Genomic DNA, 22849 nt, shown 5'->3' with positions numbered 1-22849 from the left:
TCACGCGTGAGGTTTCACTGTGAAAACCGCTGTAACCCCTGCCTCACAAGACTCGGCGCCCGACGTCGCCACCGCCTCCATACCACTGGGCGATACGTACATCGAAAAAGACACTCCCGCTTTCATGCGCACCGTACTTGCCCTTTTCTCGGGCGGCTTTGCGACCTTCGCGCTGCTTTACTGCGTGCAGCCCATGATGCCGCTGCTGTCACGCGAGTTTTCCATCAACGCCGCTCAGAGCAGCATGATCCTGTCGGTTTCGACGGCGATGCTGGCCATTGGGCTGCTGATCACCGGGCCGATTTCCGACCGCCTGGGGCGCAAGCCCATCATGGTGCTCTCACTGTTCAGCGCCGCTATTTTCACCATCGTCAGCGCGCTGATGCCGACTTGGGAAGGCGTGTTGATCGCACGAGCATTCGTCGGCCTTTCTCTTAGCGGGCTGGCAGCGGTCGGCATGACGTATTTGAGTGAAGAGATTCACCCACAGCACATTGGCCTGGCAATGGGCTTGTACATCGGCGGCAATGCGATTGGTGGAATGAGCGGACGCGTGATCACCGGTGTACTGAGCGATTACGTCAGTTGGCACACCGCGTTGCTGATCATGGGACTGATCGCGACGGGCGCTGCGACCATCTTCTGGAAAATCCTGCCACCCTCACGCAACTTCAGGGCAAGACCGCTGAACGGTCGAAGTCTGCTTGAAGGCTTCGTCCTGCAGTTTCGCGACGCGGGCTTGCCGTTGTTGTTTCTCGAGGGTTTCTTGCTGATGGGCGCTTTCGTCACGCTGTTCAATTACATCGGCTATCGCTTGCTGGCCGACCCTTACAACCTGAGCCAAGCCGTGGTGGGCCTGTTCTCGGTGGTGTACCTGTCAGGCATCTACAGCTCGGCGAAGATCGGTGCGCTGGCAGATCAATTGGGACGCCGCAATGTACTGTGGGCGGTGATTGGATTGATGCTCGCGGGTGTCGCGTTGACGATGTTCTCACCACTGATCGTGGTCATCATCGGCGTGCTGATGTTCACCTTCGGCTTCTTCGGCGCTCATTCTGTCGCCAGCAGCTGGATTGGTCGCCGGGCCATCAAAGCCAAGGGCCAGGCATCCTCGCTCTACTTGTTCAGCTATTACGTCGGCTCAAGCGTCGCGGGCACCGGCGGTGGCGTGTTCTGGCACTACGCAGGCTGGAACGGCATCGGCATCTTCATCGGTGTGCTGCTGCTCATCGCGCTCGGCGCTGCGCTGAAACTGGCCAAAGTGCCGCCGTTGGCGGTGAATATGCAGGTTTGATATAGCGTTTGTGATTCTGCCCGAAGGGCGTGGGAGTTGGGCTTGCAGACGATCTGTCGGGAACCGACAGCCATCCTGAGAATGCCATAGGCCTGACACAGCCAAGGCAGCCTGAATTCACGACCGGTTCCCGGCCGATCGTCAGCAAGCTGGACGCCTGCGCCCTGCGGGCAGAAGCGAATGTGCTCGAAACCCACCAGCACAAACAAAAACGCCCGGCATAACCGGGCGTTTGTGCATCTGCGCTTAAGCGCTTACTGGTGATACTGCGCCGACAGTTCGTGCACCGCTTCAATGAAGGCACCCGCGTGGGCAGGGTCGACTTCCGGCGTGATGCCATGGCCGAGATTGAAGACGTGGCCGGTGCCGCTGCCGTAGCTCTTGAGGATACGTGCCACCTCGGCACGAATCGCTAGCGGGCTGGCGTACAGGACGGAGGGGTCCATGTTGCCTTGCAGCGCGACTTGGTTGCCGACACGACGGCGAGCGTCGCCAATCGGCGTGGTCCAGTCCAGGCCCAGCGCGTCGGCGCCGGTATCGGCCATGCTTTCCAGCCACTGACCGCCGCCCTTGGTAAACAAGATGACCGGCACTTTGCGGCCATCGTTCTCGCGGATCAGGCCGTTGACGATCTTCTGCATGTAAGCCAGCGAGAATTCCTGGTAAGCCGCGTCAGAGAGACTGCCGCCCCAACTGTCGAAAATCTGCACAGCCTGAGCGCCTGCGAGGATCTGCCCGTTAAGGTAGGCAATCACCGACAACGCCAGCTTATCCAGCAGCAAGTGCATGGCTTGAGGGTTTTCATACAGCATGGCTTTGGATTTGCGATGGTCTTTGGAAGACCCGCCTTCGACCATGTAAGTGGCCAGCGTCCACGGGCTCCCGGAGAAACCAATGAGGGGTACGCGGCCATTGAGCTCACGACGAATCGTGCTGACCGCATCCATCACGTAACCGAGATCGTTGCGAGCGTCAGGAATCGGCAGCGCTTCGATTTCAGCCAGGGTATTCACGGTTTTCCTGAAACGCGGGCCTTCGCCTGTTTCAAAGTACAGGCCCAAACCCATGGCGTCGGGAATGGTAAGAATGTCGGAGAATAGAATCGCGGCATCCAGTGGATAACGCTCAAGGGGTTGCAGCGTGACTTCGCAGGCGAACTCCGGGTTCATGCACAGGCTCATGAAGTCTCCCGCCTTGGCGCGACTGGCGCGGTACTCCGGCAAATAGCGTCCGGCCTGACGCATCATCCATACAGGCGTTACGTCGACGGGCTGCTTTTGCAGGGCTCGGAGGAAACGGTCGTTCTTCAGGGCGGTCATGGCGGCATCCGGAAAAAAAGTGCGGGCATTTTCTCAGACACCAAAGCAAAAGGCACGGTCGGTGCCGTGCCTTTTATTTATCGGGTCGATTTGTCGCAGCAGATCGATGCAATCTGTAGGAGCGCGCTTGCCCGCGAATACGCCATTCCAGACGCTAAAACATTTACTGACCTAACGCATCGCGGGCAAGCGCGCTCCTACAAATTCGCGTGTTTACACGCCCAGATAATCCAGAATCCCCTCAGCCGCATTGCGGCCTTCGAAGATCGCTGTCACCACCAAGTCAGAACCGCGAACCATATCGCCACCGGCGAAGATTTTCGGGTTGCTGGTCTGGTGTTTGAACTGGCCTTGCTCTGGTGCAACGACGCGCCCCTGGCTGTCGGTCTGGATACCCTGCGGATCGAACCACGACGCCGGGCTTGGCCGGAAACCGAAGGCGATGACCACGGCATCCGCCGGGATGATTTCTTCGGAACCCGGAATCGGCTCGGGGCTGCGGCGGCCTCGCGCATCGGGCTCGCCCAGACGCGTCTCGACCACTTTCACGCCTTCAACCCGGTCCTCGCCCACGATGGCAATCGGCTGGCGGTTGTAGAGGAACTTCACACCCTCTTCCTTGGCGTTCTTCACTTCCTTGCGTGAGCCGGGCATGTTTTCTTCGTCGCGACGGTACGCACAGGTCACGGTACGAGCGCCTTGACGGATGGAGGTGCGGTTGCAGTCCATCGCCGTATCACCACCGCCGAGCACTACGACCTTCTTGCCCTTCATGTCGACGAAGTCTTCCGGCGCCTTTTCAAAACCCATGTTGCGGTTGACGTTGGCGATGAGGAAATCCAGCGCATCGTGCACGCCCGGCAAGTCTTCGCCAGGGAAGCCACCCTTCATGTACGTGTAAGTGCCCATGCCCATGAACACGGCATCGAACTCTTCCAGCAACTGATCGACGCTGATGTCTCTGCCGATTTCGGTATTGAGGCGGAATTCAATGCCCATGCCGGTGAAGACTTCGCGGCGGTTACTCAGTACGGTTTTTTCGAGCTTGAACTCGGGGATACCGAAGGTCAGCAAGCCACCGATTTCAGGGTTCTTGTCGAACACCACCGGCTTCACGCCGCCACGCACCAGCACGTCAGCGCAGCCGAGGCCAGCAGGTCCAGCGCCGATGATCGCTACACGTTTACCGTTAGGCACCACGCGTGACATGTCCGGACGCCAGCCCATGGCGAACGCGGTGTCGGTGATGTACTTCTCGACGGAGCCAATGGTCACTGCGCCAAAGCCATCGTTGAGCGTACACGCGCCCTCACAAAGACGGTCTTGCGGGCAGACCCGACCGCACACTTCCGGCAGCGTGTTGGTCTGATGCGACAGCTCGGCGGCAGCGAGGATGTTGCCCTCGGCCACGAGCTTCAGCCAGTTGGGAATGAAGTTGTGCACAGGGCACTTCCACTCACAGTACGGGTTGCCGCAACCCAGGCAGCGATGAGCCTGATCAGCCGAATGCTGAGGCTTGAAGGGTTCGTAGATCTCCACGAACTCCTTCTTGCGTTGGCGCAGCAGCTTCTTCTTCGGGTCTTTACGCCCGACATCAAGGAATTGAAAGTCGTTATTGAGACGTTCGGCCATTCTCTAGAACCTCTAACAGCAGCCTCAAGCTTCAAGCTTCAAGCTGCAAGAATCGTATTCGCAGGCACTCGCGCACTGCCTTTAGCTTGCGGCTTGAAACTTGCCGCTTGTAGCTGCTTTTACTGCGGATTCGCGCGGGTACTCGATAGCAAAGATTTGAGGCTTGCGGCCTTTGGCTTGACCAGCCAGAAGCGGCGCAGGTAGTCATCCAGGTTTTCCCAGAGGTTGCGGCCCCACTCACTGTCGGTCTCTTCAACGTATTCGGCGAGCACGTGTTCCAAGTGGTTGCGATACGACTCCATCGCCTCACCGCTGATGCGCTGGATCTCAACCAGCTCATGATTGACCCGGTCAACGAAGCTGTTGTCCTGGTCAAGCACGTAGGCGAAACCACCGGTCATGCCGGAACCGAAGTTGTATCCGGTTTTGCCCAATACACAGACGAAACCGCCGGTCATGTATTCGCAGCAGTGATCGCCCGTGCCTTCCACAACGGTGTGAGCACCCGAGTTACGCACCGCAAAACGCTCGCCCGCCGTGCCCGCTGCAAACAGCTTGCCGCCGGTCGCGCCGTACAGACAGGTGTTGCCGATGATCGCGCTGTCCTGGGTTTTGAACGGGCTGCCTTTAGGCGGCACGATCACCAGCTTGCCAGCGGTCATGCCCTTGCCGACGTAATCGTTGGCGTCGCCTTCGAGGTACATGTTCAAGCCGCCGGCGTTCCATACGCCAAAGCTCTGGCCTGCAGTGCCCTTGAAGCGGAATGTCACCGGTGCATCGTTCATGCCCTGGTTGCCATGGAGCTTGGCAATTTCGCCGGAGATCCGGGCGCCAATCGAGCGGTCGCAGTTGCAGATGTTCATCGAGTAATCGCCGCCACTCTTGGCGACGATAGAAGGCTTGGCCAGTTCGACCATCTTCTCGGCCAGCAGGCCCTTGTCGAACGGAGGGTTGCGCTCAACCTGGCTGAACTGGGGTTTGTCAGCCGGGATGTGATCGCTGCCCAACAGCGGCGTCAGGTCCAGGTGCTGCTGCTTGGCGGTTTCGCCCGGCAGGATTTCCAGCAGATCAGTACGACCGATCAACTCCTCCAGAGAGCGCACGCCCAAGCGGGCAAGCCACTCGCGGGTTTCTTCGGCCACGTAGGTGAAGAAGTTGATCACCATATCGACAGTACCGATGTAGTGGTCCTTGCGCAGCTTCTCGTTCTGGGTGGCGACGCCGGTTGCGCAGTTGTTCAAATGACAGATACGCAGGTATTTGCAGCCCAGCGCGATCATTGGCGCGGTGCCGAAGCCGAAGCTTTCAGCGCCGAGAATGGCTGCTTTGATGACGTCCAGGCCGGTTTTCAGACCACCGTCGGTCTGCACCCGCACCTTGCCGCGCAGGTCGTTGCCACGCAGGGTCTGGTGGGTTTCGGCCAGACCGATTTCCCACGGCGAGCCCGCGTATTTGATCGAGGACAGCGGCGATGCGCCGGTGCCGCCGTCGTAGCCGGAAATGGTGATCAGGTCGGCGTAGGCCTTGGCCACACCGGCCGCAATCGTGCCGACGCCCGCTTCTGCCACCAGCTTCACCGAGACCAGCGCTTCTGGATTGACCTGCTTGAGGTCGAAAATCAGCTGCGACAAGTCTTCGATCGAGTAGATGTCGTGGTGCGGCGGAGGCGAGATCAGCGTCACGCCCGGCACTGCATAGCGCAGCTTGGCGATCAGGCCGTTGACCTTGCCACCTGGCAATTGACCGCCCTCGCCCGGTTTTGCGCCTTGCGCGACTTTGATCTGCAGTACGTCCGCGTTGACCAGGTACTCCGGCGTCACGCCGAAACGACCCGTTGCGATCTGCTTGATCTTGGAGCTGCGGATGGTGCCGTAGCGCGCAGGGTCTTCGCCGCCCTCGCCAGAGTTGGAACGCGCACCCAGGCGGTTCATCGCCTCGGCCAACGCTTCGTGTGCCTCAGGCGACAGTGCGCCGAGCGAGATACCCGCCGAGTCAAAGCGCTTGAGGATCATCTCCAGCGGCTCGATTTCGTCAATCGGCAGCGCCGTGTCGAGCTCCTTGACCTTGAGCAGGTCACGAATCATCGACACCGGACGGTTGTCTACCAGCGCGGTGTATTCCTTGAATTTGCTGTAGTCGCCCTGCTGTACAGCGGCTTGCAACGTTGCAACGACGTCAGGGTTGTAGGCGTGGTACTCGCCGCCGTAGACAAACTTCAGCAGGCCACCTTGCTGGATCGGCTTGCGCGGGCTCCAGGCCTCAGCAGCCAAAGCCTTCTGCTCGGCTTCGATGTCGACGAAACGCGCGCCCTTGATCCGGCTCGGGACACCCCGAAAGCTCAGGTCGCAGACTTCTTCGGACAGGCCAATGGCCTCGAACAGCTGCGCGCCGCGGTACGAAGCGATGGTTGAAATGCCCATCTTCGACAGGATCTTCAGCAGGCCTTTGGTGATGCCCTTGCGGTAGTTCTTGAAGACCTCGTACAGGTCACCCAGCACTTCGCCGGTGCGGATCAAATCACCCAGCACTTCGTAGGCCAGGAACGGATAGACCGCCGAGGCGCCGAAACCGATCAATACGGCAAAGTGGTGCGGGTCGCGTGCTGTAGCGGTCTCAACCAGGATGTTGCTGTCGCAACGCAGGCCTTTTTCGGTCAGGCGGTGATGCACGGCGCCGGTCGCCAGCGATGCGTGTACCGGCAGTTTGCCGGGCGCTATGTGGCGGTCGGTCAACACGATCTGAGTCTTGCCGGAGCGCGCAGCTTCTTCAGCCTGATCGGCAATGTTGCGCACTGCCGCTTCCAGGCCGACGTTTTCGTCGTAGTTCAGGTCGATGATCTGACGATCAAAACCCGGACGCTCCAGCGTCATCAGCGAGCGCCACTTGGCCGGAGAGATGACCGGCGAGCTGAGGATCACGCGGGAAGCGTGCTCAGGCGACTCCTGGAAAATATTGCGCTCGGCACCGAGGCAGATCTCCAGCGACATGACGATGGCTTCACGCAGCGGGTCAATCGGCGGGTTGGTGACCTGCGCAAACTGCTGGCGGAAATAGTCGTACGGCGTGCGCACACGGCGCGACAGCACAGCCATTGGCGTGTCGTCGCCCATGGAACCCACGGCTTCCTGACCTTGCTCGCCCAGCGGACGCAATATCTGATCGCGCTCTTCGAAGGTGACCTGATACATCTTCATGTATTGCTTGAGCTGCTCGACGTTATAAAACGCCGAACCGTGGTCGCTGTCTTCCAGGGTAGCCTGAATGCGCAGGGCGTTTTTGCGCAGCCATTGCTTGTACGGATGACGGGATTTCAGGCGGCTGTCGATGGCGTCGGTGTCGAGAATCTGGCCGGTTTCGGTGTCCACGGCGAAGATCTGACCCGGTCCGACACGGCCTTTGGCAATGACGTCTTCGGGCTGGTAGTTCCAGACGCCGATTTCCGACGCCAGGGTGATATAGCCGTTTTTGGTCGTGACCCAACGCGCCGGGCGCAGACCGTTACGGTCGAGCAGGCAGACGGCGTGGCGACCTTCGGTCATCACGATACCGGCCGGGCCGTCCCACGGCTCCATGTGCATGGAGTTGAATTCATAAAACGCCCGCAGATCCGGGTCCATGGTCTCGACGTTCTGCCATGCAGGCGGTACGAGCATGCGCACGCCACGGAACAGATCAATGCCGCCGGTGACCATCAACTCGAGCATGTTATCCATGCTCGATGAGTCCGAACCTACGCGGTTGACCAGCGGGCCGAGCTCTTCCAGATCCGGAATCAATTCGTTGGCGAACTTGGTGCTACGGGCCTGAGCCCAGTTGCGGTTGCCGGTGATGGTGTTGATTTCGCCGTTGTGGGCAAGCAAGCGGAAAGGCTGAGCCAACGGCCATTTCGGCAAAGTATTGGTGGAGAAGCGCTGGTGGAACACGCAGATCGCGGTTTGCAGGCGTTCGTCGCTCAGGTCCGGGAAGAAGGCCGTGAGGTCGGCCGGCATCATCAGACCTTTGTAGATGATGGTCTTGTGCGAAAAGCTGCAGATGTAGTGGTCGCTGTCAGCGGCGTTGGCCACTGACGAACGGCGACGCGCACTGAACAGCTTGATGGCGAATTGCTGATCGCTCAGGCCTTCGCCGCCTACGAAAACTTGCTCGATTTTCGGCAAGCGCTCAAGCGCCAGACGGCCGAGGACGCTGGTGTTGATCGGGACCTGACGCCAGCCGATCAGAGTCAGGCCGGCGGCGAGGATTTCACGGTTCATGTTTTCACGCGCAGCTTCAGCGCGGGCGTCGTCCTGATTGAGGAAGACCATGCCTACACAATACTGACGCGGAAGTTCGCTGCCGAAATGCTCTTGGGCAATGGCGCGCAGGAAGGTGTCAGGTTTTTGCATCAAAAGCCCGCAACCGTCACCGGTCTTGCCGTCAGCGTTGATCCCACCACGGTGGGTCATGCAGGTCAGGGCTTCGATAGCCGTCTGCAACAGGTGATGACTCGGTTCGCCCTGCATGTGGGCGATCAGGCCAAAACCACAGTTATCCTTGAACTCTTCTGGATGGTACAGACCTGCTTTCATAGACACATTCTCACCAGGCTGCCCCTTTTCAGAGGCAAATTTCTTTTCAATTCAACCTGTTACCTTCCACGCTGGACGTTCGCCAGCTTTGCGGGAGCAAAAGGGAGGTCATTGTACACACCGACACAAAAGCTCACAAATTTGGCGACGAAACGTCGCAAATTTATGTCGCATTTGTGAAAGGTTTTATAGCGATTCTCGTGCTAGTCAGAGCTTTGTTGCGAGTCTGACTGGAGCGAACCCGAAGTTCAATGGCCGTCTGGAAAGCAGACACCACAAGGCGCGCTGCTCAATAGCAGCACGCTTGCGTGAATATCAGGGGAGCCATGCGAGCGACCCGGATAGGGTCGCTGCGTCATTAGCGAGCTGTGGCGAGTTCCTGTTGGATACTGCCGACAGTACGAGGCCAAGGTTTACCAGCCTGAACCTTCTCTGGCAAGGCCTTGATCGCGGCGAGCGCCGCATTGCGATCAGCGAAACTGCCGTAGGTCACGACATACAACGGCTTACCTTGCAGACTCTTCTTGAAATAACGGTACTCACCGCCCTGCTCTTTCACGTAGTTCTGCGCGGTGGCTTCTGAACTGGTACCCAGAATCTGCACAACGTAGTGAGCCGCTGCCTGACCGGCGTACCAGCCACTGCCAACACCGGCCGCTGCTGCGGCTGGCTTTTCGGCAGGCTTGGGTGCTGGTTTTGCAGTCGCGACCTGGGTCGGTGCCGGGGCAGGCTTGGCAACAGGTGAGGCAGGTGCTGGCGTTGCAGGTTTAGCGGTAGTCGTTGGAGCAGGACGCGGCGCCGGGGTTGGCGCCGGGCTGGCCACTGCGCCCGCCGGCGGCGCGGTGGTGGTGACGGTCGGTGGCTGCAGCGGCTGATTGGACATAGCGCCGCCGTCTTCACCATCGCCTTCGCCAGACCCGGCAGCTTCGGCCAGAGGCCCACGCATCACCGGTTGCGAGTTGCCGCCAAGCGGCAGCGGCATCGGCTGGGAGTTACCAGCGAATTCAATGGCCGGTCCGCCATTATTGGATTGCTGGGCAGGTGCCTGACCCTGTCCCAACGGCAGCTGCGCCTGGGAATTGGCCGGAGCCGTGGTCGGCGTGGTGCTGCGACCCGGAATCAGCCATGCAGCGAGCAACGCCGCTACCACGACGCCCCCTAAAGCCAACACGTGTTTCTTAGGCATTTTGAACCCCATACTTGGACGCTTGACCGCAGAGCGGCTGGCGATCATGGCTTCGATCATCGAATCGCGGGCGACCTGGTTGATCGCGCCCGGCCATCCACCGGACTGTTCGTGAATATCGGTAATCTGCGCGGCACTGAATACTTCGATGCCTTGTCCGGCTCCGTCCAGGCGCTGAGCCAGATACTCACGGGTTTCTTCTTCGGTATACGGCGCTAGCTCGATAACGTGGAAGCGTTCTTCTTCGGTGCCCGTTTCAGCGCACAGCTGATCCAGACGATCAATGATCGATGCCTCGCCGAACAGGAAGACATGCGGACGCCCTTCCGGAGTGCCCGCAGCCAATCCCAACAACGCTTCGAGTGCGGATTCGCCGAGTTGTTCGGCATCGTCCACCAGGATGTAAACCTCTTGGCCTGTAAGCGCCAGTTGGACGACCTGCGACAGGATCGGATGCATCTCAGGCTGAGCAACGTTCAGCGCCTGAGCCACTTGACGCAGTACGCCCGACGCATCACCTGCGCCGCGCGCTGAAACCACGACGCTCTGCACTGATTGCTTGTTGGTGCTGGCAACCAGCGCCTGACGCAGCAAGGTCTTGCCGCTGCCATGCGGGCCCGTCACGACGAGCAGCAATTGGCTGTAGCGAGCGAGGTGGTGAAGCTGACCCAGCACCGGTTTACGCTGGGCCGGGAAGAACTTGAAGCCCGGAACCCGAGTGGCAAAGGGGTCATGACTCAACTGGTAATGACCGAGGAAGGCCTCATCGGCGTGCAAACTAGTCATGGATTTTTCATTAACCTCTGAGCTGATCCACCAAGCTGCGGTAGTCCGCAGCCAGTGTTGCCTGTAGTACTTCTTTTGGATATTCGTCAGTGATAACCGCTTCGCCCATCCGGCGCAGCAGAACCAGACGCAGGCGGCCGTCGATCACTTTCTTGTCGATCGCCATGTGTTCGATGAACTGCTCGGGCGTCATTTCTTCAGGCGGCACTACGGGCAACCCGGCGCGCATGAAAAGGCGAATCCCGCGATCACGCTCCAGCTCGGTAATCCAGCCCATACGCGCCGACATCTCAAGCGCCATGACCGTACCCGCTGCAACTGCTTCACCGTGCAGCCAGACGCCATAGCCCATCTGGGTTTCGATGGCGTGGCCGAACGTGTGACCGAGATTGAGAGTGGCCCGCACGCCAGATTCACGCTCATCGGCGCCGACCACGTCAGCTTTTGCTGCACAGGACCGCTCGATAGCCGTGGTGAGTGTCGCCTGATCGAGGCCGCGCAGCTTGTCGACGTTTTCTTCCAGCCAGGTCAGAAACGGCTCGTCGCAGATCAAGCCATATTTGATGACCTCGGCCAGACCCGCAGACAGCTCGCGTGCAGGCAGCGTATTGAGCGTCTGGGTGTCGATCAGCACCGCCTGCGGCTGATAAAAAGCACCGACCATGTTCTTGCCGAGCGGGTGATTGATGCCGGTTTTACCGCCCACCGAAGAGTCCACCTGGGACAACAGTGTGGTGGGCACCTGAATGAAATCCACACCTCGCTGATAACAGGCCGCCGCAAAACCGGCCATATCGCCAATCACCCCGCCGCCCAAGGCGATAACGGTGGTGCGCCGATCATGCCGAGCGGTTAGCAGAGCGTCGAAAATAAGCTGGAGCGTTTCCCAATTTTTGAACGCCTCACCGTCGGGCAGCACGACAGGGAGGACGTTGTAACCTTCGAGCGTTTTGGTCAGGCGCTCCATGTACAGCGGCGCGACAGTTGCGTTTGATACGATCGCAACCTGCCTGCCGGCAATGTACGGCTTGAGCAACTCTGGCCGGTCCAACAAGCCTTCGCCAATATGAATCGGGTAGCTGCGCTCGCCGAGCTCGACTGTAAGTGTCTGCATGTGTCCCCACACTGTTCAACGATTTGGACGCTTGGATGCACTGAGTGGTGCATCGATACAAGCGATGGCGCAGAGCCATATCACGACCCTGCTTTTTATGGTCGCCGAGGATAGCGCATTTCCGTCTGCGCTTTAACGGGGAGGAAGCTCGGCCAACAGGGCGAGAATATCAAGAACGACCATTCGCGGCGGCCGCTCATCGGTTTCGATGATGATGTCGGCGATCTCGCGATAGAGCGGATCGCGGATTGTCAGCAGCTCGCGCAGCACCCTGCCAGGGTCCGCGGTACGCAATAACGGCCGGTTACGGTCCCTGGAAGTGCGACCAACCTGTTGCTCGACCGAGGCGTGCAGATACACCACCCGACCGCCCGCATGCAGCGAGCGGCGGTTCTCCTCACGCATCACCGCGCCACCGCCGGTTGCCAGCACCACGCCATCGCAAGCGCAGAGCTCGGCAATCATCGCTTGTTCCCGCTCACGAAAGCCTGCCTCGCCTTCCTTGTCGAAAATCCAGGGGATATTGGCACCCGTGCGCAGTTCGATTTCCTTGTCGGAATCCTTGAACGGCAGTCGAAGCTCTTTGGCCAGCAAGCGGCCGATGGTGCTTTTGCCAGCACCCATCGGCCCCACAAGTATTAAATTTCGCACAGAATCAACGACTCACAGCAATCGCCTGGTTGTTCATGATACGCGGAGTGAGGAACACCAACAGCTCGGATTTTTTCTCCGAAACCACATCCCGCCGGAAGAGGCGGCCAAGATACGGCACATCGCCGAGAAATGGCACTTTGTCGACGACTTTACTCTGCGTATTGGAGAACACACCACCAATCACGATGGTTTCACCGTCGGCAACCAGCACCTTGGCGTTGACTTCGTTTTTCTTGATGGGCGGCACGCCGAGCACGGTGTTGATGTAGTCCGGCTCATCCTTGGTGACTTTGACTTCCATGATGATGCGGTTGTCAGGCGTGATCTGCGGAGTGACCTCCAGCGACAACGATGCTTCTTTAAACGAAACCGACGTCGCACCGCTCGAACTGGCCTCTTGATACGGCACTTCCGTACCTTTGAGGATCTTGGCGGTCTCCTTGTCCGAGGTCACGACCTTGGGTTGCGAGACGATTTCTCCGTTGCCGGATTTCTCCATGGCACTCAGTTCAAGGTCCAGCACCGTGTTGTTGGTGATGAAGCCCAAGCCAATCGAGGAACTCGGACTGGCCACGCCCAAGTCAACATAGGGTGCGTTGGTGACAGTGCCCGCCGCACTGGTCACCGTACCGCCACCGCCCGCGGTGAAGTTGCCCCGGTTGGCGGATCCACCCCAGCTCACACCCAACGCCTTGTCGTAGTCGACGTTAGCCTCGACGATGCGCGCCTCGATCATCACCTGACGGACCGGGATGTCGAGTTGCGACACGATACGGCGCAGCTCATCCAGGCGATCCTGGGTCTGGTAGGCAATGATGTTGTTGGTGCGGTCGTCGACGGTGATCGAGCCACGCTCATCGGACTTGGCCTCTGCGCTGGTCACCGACTGGAACAGCTTCGCGATGTCCGCAGCCTTGGCGTAGTTCACTTGCAGCAATTCACGGCGCAGCGGCGCCAGCTCGGCAATCTGCTTGAGCGACTCCAGTTCCTGACGCTCGCGTGCGGCGATTTCATCTGCCGGCGCGACCAGCAACACGTTACCGATCTTGCGCTTGTCCAGACCTTTGGTCTTGAGCACCAGGTCCAGCGCCTGATCCCACGGCACGTTTTGCAGACGCAGGGTAATTCCACCCTGAACCGTATCACTGGCCACCAGATTGAGGTTGGTGAAATCGGCGATCAGTTGCAGAACCGAGCGCACATCAATGTCCTGAAAATTCAGCGAGAGTTTTTCGCCGGTGTAGACCAGCTTCTCGGCGTTGCGGCGGTCAAGGTCTTCATTGGTCAGAGGGCGCACGCTGATGGTGAGCTTGTTCTCGGTTTGAAAGGCTGAATAATCAAACGCACCGGAGGGCTCGATCAGGATGCTTGCCTTGTCACCGCTGACGCTGGAATTCACATATTGAACCGGGGTCGCGAAATCCTTTACGTCCAGGCGAACGCGCAGCTTTTCCGGCAGTTGGGTCTTGGCGAAATCGACCCGGATCTTGCCACCGCTTTCCTGAATATCCGGTGCAATACCGGCATCGCTCAACTCGATGACAACGTTGCCTTCACCCAGCTCGCCGCGTTGAAAATCTACGTTCCTGACAGACTTGCCCACGGGGGCATAGGGCTTGGGAGCAGGCTTTGCCAACGCGGGCGCGGTGCCAACACGCGGTGCGCCCAAGGCAGTGCTCGGCTGAGAGCCCTGAGCCGCCGAAGCGCCCTGGCCGATCACCACGAACAGGTTATTGCCTTCCACCCTTGAGCTGTAGGGCGCCAACACCGTCATGTTGATGACCACACGCGTGCGATCCTTGGCCTCGACGACCACGACGCTGTGCGCGTTGCCTGAGCCCAGGTCACGACTCTTGATTGCCAACTGACTCGTCACCCCGGGCAGGTCCAGCGCAATACGCGCCGGCTGTTCGGTCGTGTAGGCGCGCGGCGCAGCCACGGGACCGTCGAAGGACAGTTTTAATTCGACCCGATCCCCCGGCAATGCAGCGACGTCCAGGGTTTTGAGATTGGCCGCCTGGAGAATCGGCGAAACCATCGCCATCCATAGCGATACGCCGATAATCGAAAGAATCCTGTTCATGATCAAATTCCACCACTGTGCAGACCCGAAGGCGTTTCGCTTGCTTGCCATTGTCATGAGCGCTCTTTCAGGGAAATGCTGCGCGGCCGCTCAAGCCACGCTCCCTCTCCATCAGGAACGATTTCTATTACTTCTACTGCGGAGTCGGTAATCGCGACGATCCGGCCATCGTTGCGCCCCAGATAGTCACCCACCTTGACCCGATGCACACCGCCAGCGCCACGCAGCAGCGCAAACGTGCCGGATGGATTGCTGATTGTGCCGACCATCTCGAAGATTTCGATGTTGAAGCCTTCGAGGAACTGCTTGACCCGCGTCAGATCGGGCTGAACCAGTAGCGAGCCTTTTTGACGCTTGGTCAGATCGATCTTGACCGGCGGCTGGAACGGGCTGCGCAAGCTGGAGGCCGCGTAAGTAAATGCTTCATAAGGACGAAATTTCGGCAGTGGCTCGATCGTCCCCACTGGCCGTGCGCGAACGTCGTTCATGAACTGGGTCAGATCGCTAAACTCGCTTTCGTTATTGCAGCCTGCAAGCCCCATGAGCGCCACACTGACGCACAACCATCGCGCCGCCCTCATTTCTGCAGTCCTTTATCGTTGTAGCGGTAGGTCTTGGCCAGAATGCTCATGCGTAGCTTGTTCGGCGTCTTGGGATCAACCGGTTTGATGTCGAAGTCGTGCAAAGTGACGATACGCGGCAGGCTGGCCACGCCGCTCACGAACGTTGCGAGGTCGTGGTAATTACCGACCACCGTGATCTGTATCGGCAGTTCGATATAAAACTGCTGCGCCGCCTCCGGCAGCAACTTGATCTCTTCGAACTCCAACCCACTGCCCAAGCCGGTGCGAGTGATGTCTTCGAGTAATCCTGGCACCTCAGTGTCGCTGGGCAATTGCCGGAGCAGCGCGCCGAAAGTGTTTTCCATCTCGGTCATCTGGGTTTTGTACGCGGGCAGGTTGGCGGCCTGAAACGCCTTGCTTGAGAACTGCTCTTTGAGCGTGACCTCACTGGCACGCGCCTGATCCAGCTGAGCCTGCATGTCCTGAATATAAAAGAAGTAGCCGCCGGACAGCACCAGCACCAACAGCAGCACGCCGGCAATGGTTTTGACTGCTGCTGGCCAGGAGCCCAGATTGTTGAGGTCCAGGTCGCCGATGTCGATCTTGCGCAGGCTTTCCAGCCATTCGGGAGCACTCATGGCTTGACCCCCTCAATGGCAGGCTGCGTCTGGCGCACGGTCAGCTGAAAGGTGTTGGCCTGATCCACGGCACCGGCCGTCGTCGCTTTGACTTCAGTGAGGCTCGGCGCCTCCAGCCAGTCAGACGCATCCAGATTGCGCAGCAGGTCGGAGACGCGATTGTTTGATTCTGCCGAGCCGGCAATGCTGATGAGTTGGTCGGTCATCTTCACTTCACTGAAATACACGCCGTCGGGCAGCGTGCGTGCCAGTTGGTCAAAAATGCGCCCGATGATGGGCCGATTTCCTTGCAGGTCTTGAATGATCTTCATGCGTTCCAGCAATTGCTTACGGCGCGCCTTCAGCTCGCTGATCTCTTTGATGCGCGCATCGAGCTGGACGATTTCAGTGGTGATGAACTGGTTACGCGCGTTCTGGTGAGCAATCGCGCTGCTGATGTACTGGTCGGCCAGCAACACGGCGCCAATGCCCAGCACCAACACGCCCGCCAAGGCCGTGAGAAAACGCTTTTTGCGCTCTTCGCGAAGCTGCTCGCGCCACGGCAAAAGGTTGATCCGAGCCATTAGTCGAAGCTCCTCAACGCCAATCCGCAGGCGATCATCAATGCAGGCGCGTCACTGGCCAGAGCACCGGCGTTGACCTTTGCACTGAGCGCCATGTCGGCAAAGGGGTTGGCAACCATCGTCGGGGTGCCGATGCGCTGTTGAATCAAGTGATCCAGCCCGGAAATGGAGGCCGTACCGCCGGCCAGCATGATGTAGTCGACGCTGTTGTACTGGCCAGCAGCGAAGAAGAATTGCAGCGAGCGGGAAACCTGTTGCACCACGGCATCCTTGAACGGTTGCAGCACTTCCATGGTGTAGTCGTCGGGCAAGCCACCCTGCTTCTTCGCAAGACCGGCCTCGTTCACCGACAGCCCGTAGCGACGCTGGATTTCTTCGGTCAACTGGCGGCCGCCAAATAATTGTTCACGCGTATAAATGATGCGCCCGTTGTGCAGCACGCTGAGGGTGGTCATGGTGGCGCCGATGTCGATCACGGCCACAGTCAACTGCTCGTGATCATGGCCAAGCTGCGCCGACAACAAACCGAACGAGCGCTCCAGCGCATAGGCTTCAACATCGACGACCTTGGCGGTCAGGCCGGCAAGCGCCAGAGCGGCTTCGCGCACCTCGACGTTTTCTTTGCGGCAGGCGGCAAGCAGCACTTCGACACGCTCAGGGTTGCGGGGCGAATAGCCCTGAACCTCGAAATCGATAGCCACTTCTTCCAGCGGATAGGGAATGTATTGGTCGGCTTCGATCTTGAGCTGGTTTTCCATCTCATCGTCAGAAAGACCGGCATCCATCTCGATAGTCTTGGTAATAACGGCGGAACCTGCGACTGCAACCGCCGTGTTTTTGACATTTGTCTTGGCTTTTACCAGCAAGCGCGTCAAAGCACTGCCGACTCCTTCGAGCTCGGCAATATTTTTTTCCACCACCGCATTGGCTGGCAGAGGCTCGACCGCGTAGGACTCGACTTTGTAACGAGTGCCGGAACGACTCAATTCAAGGAGTTTTACCGAGGTGGAGCTAATATCGATCCCTAGAAGGGTGTTGGCCTTCTTACTGAAGAGTTCGAACACAACCGATTCCCTATGAGATTCCGTCACTTACGGACGCTTTGTTAAGCCGTGCCACTGCGAGCTGCCTTGACAGTAGCGCAAATAACGCTCGACGACGAAAAATGCTTATAATGCCGAGCGTTTTTTTCGTGTAATGAAGCTTCAAGGCGTGTTCATTTGTAAATGCCTGCGCTTAACCCATTCTTTTTTCTGGAAATCCAAACGCCTTGATACGCCTGCTGAAGTTTTTCTGGTGGTCATTCGTCGCTATCGTTTGCGGGCTGCTGCTCGGTCTGAGCGGTGCCTTCCTTTACCTGGCCCCGACCCTGCCCTCTGTCGATACGCTGAAGAATATCCAGCTGCAAATCCCACTGCGGGTGTTCAGCAGTGACGGAAAACTGATTGCCGAGTTTGGCGAAATGCGCCGCTCTCCGATCCGTTTCGCCGATATTCCGCCCAATTTCATTCATGCCCTGTTGTCCGCCGAGGATGACAACTTCGCCAATCACTATGGCGTCGACCCCAGCAGCCTGATGCGCGCTGCCAGCCAACTGGTTAAGAGTGGCCATATTCAATCAGGCGGCTCGACGATCACCATGCAGGTCGCCAAAAACTACTTCTTGACGAGCGAGCGCAGTTTTTCTCGCAAAACCACCGAGATTCTTCTCGCCTTGCAAATCGAGCGCCAACTTACCAAGGACGAGATCCTTGAGTTGTACGTCAACAAGATTTACCTCGGCAATCGCGCCTATGGCATCGAAGCCGCGGCACAGGTCTATTACGGCAAATCGATTCGCGACTTGAGCGTCGCACAGATGGCCATGATCGCAGGCTTGCCCAAAGCGCCATCACGCTTTAACCCACTGGCCAACCCGACGCGAGCAAAAGAGCGCCGCGACTGGATTCTGGGGCGCATGTTCAAGCTCGGCAAAATTGACGAAAACACCTATAAAGTGGCTTTGGCTGAACCGATCAACGCCAGCTACCACGTGCAGAGCCCTGAAGTTAACGCCCCGTACATCGCCGAGATGGCGCGCGCGGAGATGGTAGGTCGGTACGGCAGCGAGGCCTATACCGAAGGCTTCCGCGTCACTACCACCATTCCGAGTACGCTCCAGGAAGACGCCAATACCGCCGTGCAGAACGGCTTGATCGAATACGACCAGCGCCACGGTTATCGTGGCCCCGAGAGCCGCTTCCCCGGCCTGACGCGTGATGCCTGGGTGCAGGAGCTGACCAAGCAACGCACCATCAGCACGCTGGAGCCTGCGATTGTCAGCCAGGTCGACAAGACTGGTATCCGCGTCCTGACCCGCGACGGTACGAAAGAAGAAACCGTTGCCTGGGACAGCATGAAGTGGGCGCGCAGCTACCTGAACACCAACAGCGTCGGCGCCAATCCCAAAGGCCCAGCCGACGTGGCGCACGTGGGCGACTTGATTCGAGTACAGCGCCAGGCCGACGGCTCACTGAAATTCAGCCAGATGCCTGTCGCGCAAAGCGCGCTCGTGTCGCTGGACCCGCAAAACGGTGCCATTCGCGCCCTGGTCGGCGGATTTGCCTTCGAACAGAGCAACTACAACCGTGCGATGCAGGCCAAGCGTCAGCCAGGTTCCAGCTTTAAACCCTTCCTGTACTCGGCGGCACTGGATAACGGCTATACCGCTGCCAGCCTGGTGAACGACGCGCCTATCGTGTTCGTCGATCAGTATCAGGACAAAGAGTGGCGTCCGAAGAACGATAACGGCACCTTCCTTGGCCCGATTCGCCTGCGCGAAGCGCTCTACAAGTCACGCAACCTAGTGTCGATCCGCCTCTTGCAAAGCCTGGGCATCGACACGGCTATCAACTACATCACACGCTTTGGCTTTAACAAGCAGGACCTGCCGCGCAACCTGTCGCTGGCACTGGGCACCGCGACGCTGACACCGATGGAAGTCGTCGGGGGATGGAGCGCGTTCGCCAATGGCGGCTACAAGGTCACGCCGTACCTGATTCAGAAAATCGACGATCGCGAAGGCAAGACGCTGTTCGTTGCCAACCCGCCGACCGTTCCCGCCGTGCCTGCTGATCCAAAAGCGGTCAGCGCGACCGCCACCGGTGACACTGCAACATTCGCAGCGCCGCAGACGCCTGCACTGACTGCCAATGTGGTGCCCAATGCGGTCACAGACACGGGTGAGGCGCCAGCGCCGGTAGTCGCCGAACGCATCGTCGATGGCCGAACCACTTACATCCTCAACAGCATGTTGCAGGATGTGATCAAGCGCGGCACAGGGCGCCGTGCGCTGTCGATGAACCGTCCGGACATCGCCGGTAAAACCGGTACAACCAACGACTCGAAAGACGCGTGGTTCACGGGTTACAACGCGGATTACGTGACTACGGTATGGACCGGCTTCGATCAACCGGAGAGCCTGGGCCGTCATGAATTTGGCGGCACCGTCGCCCTGCCAATCTGGATGAGCTACATGAGCGCCGCGCTGAAAGACAAGCCGCCGCATGTCCAGGCCGAACCGGATGGCATCCTTAGCCTGCGCGTTGATCCGATCAGCGGCCGCGCAGCGACGCCGAGTACACCGAATGCATTCTTCGAGCTGTTCAAAAGCGAAGACACGCCACCTAGCGTGAATGAGATGGGCGGCGCACCGGCACCGGGCAGCCCATTGCCGGCGGACGAAGGGGCGCCGATAGATCTTTTCTAAAAGCAGCTGCAAGCTTGAAGCCTCAAGCTGCAAGCAGGAGCGCAGTCAGGCTTATCACTTGAAGCTTGAAGCTTGAAGCTTTGAGCCCATAAAAAAACCCAGCGCAAGGCTGGGTTTTTTATGGGCAACTGCTTTTTAGCCGTTGAACACTTCATCCACGCTATTGAGCGGGTAGTGCTTCGGATAAGGCAGGGTTGCCACGCCGGTCTTGATAGCAGCCTTGGCGACGGCATCGGAGATCAGGCCCAGCAGGCGGCTGTCCATGGGCTTCGGAATGATGTACTCACGACCGAACTCCAGCTTGATGCCACCATAGGCGTCGCAGACTTCCTGAGGCACCGGCAGCTTCGCCAGTTCGCGCAGGGCGTTAGCGGCGGCGATCTTCATTTCTTCGTTAATGCGCTTGGCACGAACGTCCAGTGCACCACGGAAAATGAACGGGAAGCCCAATACGTTGTTGACCTGGTTCGGGTAGTCCGAGCGACCGGTCGCCATGATCACGTCGTTACGGGTAGCGTGCGCCAGTTCCGGGGAGATTTCCGGATCAGGGTTCGAGCAGGCAAACACGATCGGGTTGGCAGCCATGGACTTGAGGCCATCAGCGCTCAACAGGTTAGGGCCCGACAGGCCCACGAACACGTCAGCGCCATCAAGGGCATCAGCCAATGTGCGTTTTTCGGTCGAATGCGCGAACTGAGCCTTGTACTGGTTCAGGTCGGTGCGACCGTCATGAACCACACCACTGCGGTCGACCATGAAGATGTTTTCGATCTTCGCCCCCATGCTCACCAGCAACTTCATGCAGGAGATGGCAGCAGCGCCAGCGCCCAGGCAGACGATCTTTGCCGACTCCAGGTTTTTACCGGCGATTTCAAGTGCGTTGATCATGCCGGCCGCAGTAACAATCGCGGTGCCGTGCTGGTCATCGTGGAACACAGGAATGTCGCACTGCTCGATCAGGGCTTTTTCGATCTCAAAGCACTCAGGTGCCTTGATGTCTTCCAGGTTGATACCGCCGAAAGTGATGGAGATCCGCTTGACGGTGTCGATGAAGGCTTGTGGGCTTTCGGAGTCGACTTCGATGTCGAATACGTCGATGCCGGCAAAGCGCTTGAACAGCACGCCCTTGCCTTCCATGACAGGTTTGGAAGCCAACGGGCCGAGGTTGCCCAGGCCGAGAATAGCAGTGCCGTCGGAGATGACCGCAACCAGATTTCCCTTGCCGGTGTATTTGTAGGCCAGTTCAGGGTCACGAGCGATTTCGCGGACCGGCTCGGCAACACCCGGGCTGTAAGCCAACGACAGATCGCGTGCGGTCGCGGTGGCTTTGGTGAGTTCGACGCTCAGCTTCCCCGGACGAGGAAGGGCGTGGTATTCGAGAGCGGCAGTTTTCAAATCTGACATGGGGGGCATTCCGCTTTTTTGCTGTTGGACAGACGGACCGAGGAGCATACGCAAGTCAGAAAGTCCTAACAAGACTGGCGAGTCACTCGTGTCAAGCTCCGGAATATACGACTTTCAGCGTAGAGCCGCGAGCTACGCGGACTGGCTTGCTCACAATATGAAGCGAGCGATGTATACGATTTATCGAGAAATTGTATTCAGCATGACTGGATGAGTAATAGGCATCATCCATCGCGGCTGACCCGGCCTGAGACCGCCACGCCTTGAGCGGTCGACCACCCAGCCGCGGACTTCAACCTGCTGGCCTTTGAGCCGTGCAAGCATGGCGTTATCGAATTGGCTGGCAAGCTCGGGCGCAATGCGCAACACGAGGGCGTCGCCAAATTCGATCCAGGTTCCGCCTTTATTGCGCTGCACATCGGTGACCCGCCCCGAGATCAGTGCAAAACCGCCGGTGGCGATCTGATCAGGCGATTGCACCTGGGCGTTGCGCCACAGCCCAAGCCCGGCGCGGCGGGCTACTTGCTCAGCCGACTGCTGGCAATCGACGAGCGCAACATTGGGCGAGACTGCAACCAGAAACCCTAGGCCTTCGGCCAACAACTGAGCCTCAAGATTGGCACCGTCGCGGCCAAATACGTTCGCGAGCGTGCGCCCGTAATGATCTGTGGCTTGCTCGCCCACCCGCACACTGACCTGGCCGTCGCCCTGATCGACCAGCGCTTGCAGGCGCCGCTTGGCAGCATCGGCAAACGGCTGGGAAGTTTGACCCTTCTTGCCGGTTTCCGGCGTGTTGATGCCGATCATCCGTACGCTGCGCCCGTCAACCAGACGCAACGTATCGCCATCCACCACGCGCTGTACTTGCGCTGTCGGCAGCGAGGCCGGCGCCGGGCAAAGCGCGCTGGCGGCAGGCAGCCAAATCGCGGACATAAAAAAGGCGCCCGTGAGGGACGCCTTTTTAAGCAGCCTGGAGAAACCCATTGGAAACCCCAGAACGACCAACCTTACTCTGCAGCAGGAGCTTTGGTTGCGCCGAACGCACCGAAACGCGACTTGAACTTGTCGACACGACCGCCGATGTCCAGAGTCTTTTGCTTGCCGGTGTAGAACGGGTGGCACTCGTTGCACACGTCCAGGCTCAAAGGCTTGGCCAGTGTGGAACGGGTTTTGATGACATTGCCGCAGCTGCAGGTTGCGTCAATGGCTTCGTAAACTGGATGGATATCAGCTTTCATGGATACTTCCTCAGGCTAGCGTGCCGCCACCCAACACTATTGTTGAATACCGCACGGAA

The 22849-nt window shown here is 58.9% G+C and carries 16 protein-coding genes; 2 read left to right on the top strand and 14 right to left on the bottom strand.

Going from position 1 to position 22849, the window contains the following annotated elements; translation table 11 throughout:
- Positions 1–19 precede the first annotated feature (19 nt).
- Positions 20–1294, top strand: coding sequence for an MFS transporter (locus tag OYW20_RS02765; protein WP_268799212.1), 1275 nt, complete (start codon positions 20–22; stop codon positions 1292–1294).
- A gap of 254 nt (positions 1295–1548) precedes the next feature.
- Here OYW20_RS02765 and hemE read toward each other — a convergent pair whose 3' ends face one another.
- From hemE to OYW20_RS02710, 11 genes are all read right to left on the bottom strand, one after another.
- Positions 1549–2613 carry a uroporphyrinogen decarboxylase gene (gene hemE / locus OYW20_RS02760; RefSeq protein ID WP_268799211.1) on the bottom strand — a complete coding sequence of 355 codons (1065 nt, stop codon included), beginning with the start codon at positions 2611–2613 and terminating at the stop codon, positions 1549–1551.
- Between the two features lie 213 nt (positions 2614–2826).
- Positions 2827–4245, bottom strand: coding sequence for an FAD-dependent oxidoreductase (locus OYW20_RS02755; protein WP_268799210.1), 1419 nt, complete (start codon positions 4243–4245; stop codon positions 2827–2829).
- A gap of 119 nt (positions 4246–4364) precedes the next feature.
- Positions 4365–8813 (bottom strand): glutamate synthase large subunit, encoded by a 4449-nt coding sequence (gene gltB, locus OYW20_RS02750; RefSeq protein ID WP_268799209.1) that lies wholly within the window; start codon positions 8811–8813, stop codon positions 4365–4367.
- Between the two features lie 358 nt (positions 8814–9171).
- Entirely contained in the window at positions 9172–10785 is a 1614-nt protein-coding gene (locus OYW20_RS02745; protein WP_268799208.1) for an SPOR domain-containing protein, read from the bottom strand.
- A gap of 10 nt (positions 10786–10795) precedes the next feature.
- The gene (gene aroB, locus OYW20_RS02740) at positions 10796–11899 is read right to left on the bottom strand and encodes a 3-dehydroquinate synthase (protein ID WP_268799207.1); all 1104 of its coding nucleotides are present in this window, start codon (positions 11897–11899) and stop codon (positions 10796–10798) included.
- Positions 11900–12031: 132 nt separating this feature from the next.
- Positions 12032–12550: a shikimate kinase AroK gene (aroK, locus tag OYW20_RS02735; RefSeq protein ID WP_268799206.1), complete on the bottom strand. Its 519-nt coding sequence runs from the start codon at positions 12548–12550 to the stop codon at positions 12032–12034.
- A 4-nt stretch (positions 12551–12554) separates the two neighbouring features.
- On the bottom strand, positions 12555–14636 hold the full coding sequence (gene pilQ, locus OYW20_RS02730; protein WP_268799205.1) for a type IV pilus secretin PilQ: 2082 nt from the start codon (positions 14634–14636) through the stop codon (positions 12555–12557).
- A 53-nt stretch (positions 14637–14689) separates the two neighbouring features.
- Entirely contained in the window at positions 14690–15217 is a 528-nt protein-coding gene (gene pilP, locus OYW20_RS02725) for a type 4a pilus biogenesis lipoprotein PilP (protein ID WP_268799204.1), read from the bottom strand.
- Positions 15214–15837, bottom strand: coding sequence for a type 4a pilus biogenesis protein PilO (gene pilO / locus OYW20_RS02720; RefSeq protein WP_268799203.1), 624 nt, complete (start codon positions 15835–15837; stop codon positions 15214–15216). Before pilO ends, pilP begins: the two co-directional genes overlap by 4 nt.
- Positions 15834–16400: a PilN domain-containing protein gene (locus OYW20_RS02715; protein ID WP_268799202.1), complete on the bottom strand. Its 567-nt coding sequence runs from the start codon at positions 16398–16400 to the stop codon at positions 15834–15836. The genes pilO and OYW20_RS02715 overlap by 4 nt, the downstream gene beginning before the upstream one ends.
- Positions 16400–17464, bottom strand: a complete 1065-nt coding sequence (locus tag OYW20_RS02710; RefSeq protein ID WP_268799201.1) for a pilus assembly protein PilM — start codon at positions 17462–17464, stop codon at positions 16400–16402. The genes OYW20_RS02715 and OYW20_RS02710 overlap by 1 nt, the downstream gene beginning before the upstream one ends.
- 209 nt (positions 17465–17673) lie before the next feature.
- On the opposite strand from OYW20_RS02710, the gene OYW20_RS02705 reads away from it, so the two are divergent.
- Entirely contained in the window at positions 17674–20148 is a 2475-nt protein-coding gene (locus tag OYW20_RS02705) for a penicillin-binding protein 1A (RefSeq protein WP_408005496.1), read from the top strand.
- A gap of 135 nt (positions 20149–20283) precedes the next feature.
- Here OYW20_RS02705 and OYW20_RS02700 read toward each other — a convergent pair whose 3' ends face one another.
- From OYW20_RS02700 to rpmE, 3 genes are all read right to left on the bottom strand, one after another.
- Entirely contained in the window at positions 20284–21552 is a 1269-nt protein-coding gene (locus OYW20_RS02700; RefSeq protein ID WP_268799199.1) for a malic enzyme-like NAD(P)-binding protein, read from the bottom strand.
- Positions 21553–21732: 180 nt separating this feature from the next.
- On the bottom strand, positions 21733–22536 hold the full coding sequence (locus OYW20_RS02695) for a thermonuclease family protein (protein WP_268799198.1): 804 nt from the start codon (positions 22534–22536) through the stop codon (positions 21733–21735).
- A 23-nt stretch (positions 22537–22559) separates the two neighbouring features.
- The gene (gene rpmE, locus OYW20_RS02690) at positions 22560–22790 is read right to left on the bottom strand and encodes a 50S ribosomal protein L31 (RefSeq protein ID WP_268799197.1); all 231 of its coding nucleotides are present in this window, start codon (positions 22788–22790) and stop codon (positions 22560–22562) included.
- Positions 22791–22849 lie beyond the last annotated feature (59 nt).

Origin of the sequence: Pseudomonas sp. BSw22131, assembly GCF_026810445.1 — a bacterium.
Classification (GTDB): domain Bacteria; phylum Pseudomonadota; class Gammaproteobacteria; order Pseudomonadales; family Pseudomonadaceae; genus Aquipseudomonas; species Aquipseudomonas huanghezhanensis.
This window is presented reverse-complemented; position numbering and strand designations above follow the sequence as displayed.

Bases quoted from the DNA above. Each gene is read 5' to 3' on its own strand.
- OYW20_RS02695 (WP_268799198.1), bottom strand. From the start codon at position 22,536: ATGGGTTTCTCCAGGCTGCTTAAAAAGGCGTCCCTCACGGGCGCCTTT.
- OYW20_RS02700 (WP_268799199.1), bottom strand. From the start codon at position 21,552: ATGTCAGATTTGAAAACTGCCGCTCTCGAATACCACGCCCTTCCTCGT.
- pilP (WP_268799204.1), bottom strand. From the start codon at position 15,217: ATGAGGGCGGCGCGATGGTTGTGCGTCAGTGTGGCGCTCATGGGGCTT.
- pilO (WP_268799203.1), bottom strand. From the start codon at position 15,837: ATGAGTGCTCCCGAATGGCTGGAAAGCCTGCGCAAGATCGACATCGGC.
- OYW20_RS02745 (WP_268799208.1), bottom strand. From the start codon at position 10,785: ATGACTAGTTTGCACGCCGATGAGGCCTTCCTCGGTCATTACCAGTTG.
- hemE (WP_268799211.1), bottom strand. From the start codon at position 2,613: ATGACCGCCCTGAAGAACGACCGTTTCCTCCGAGCCCTGCAAAAGCAG.
- gltB (WP_268799209.1), bottom strand. From the start codon at position 8,813: ATGAAAGCAGGTCTGTACCATCCAGAAGAGTTCAAGGATAACTGTGGT.
- pilQ (WP_268799205.1), bottom strand. From the start codon at position 14,636: ATGAACAGGATTCTTTCGATTATCGGCGTATCGCTATGGATGGCGATG.
- aroB (WP_268799207.1), bottom strand. From the start codon at position 11,899: ATGCAGACACTTACAGTCGAGCTCGGCGAGCGCAGCTACCCGATTCAT.
- OYW20_RS02755 (WP_268799210.1), bottom strand. From the start codon at position 4,245: ATGGCCGAACGTCTCAATAACGACTTTCAATTCCTTGATGTCGGGCGT.
- rpmE (WP_268799197.1), bottom strand. From the start codon at position 22,790: ATGAAAGCTGATATCCATCCAGTTTACGAAGCCATTGACGCAACCTGC.
- OYW20_RS02715 (WP_268799202.1), bottom strand. From the start codon at position 16,400: ATGGCTCGGATCAACCTTTTGCCGTGGCGCGAGCAGCTTCGCGAAGAG.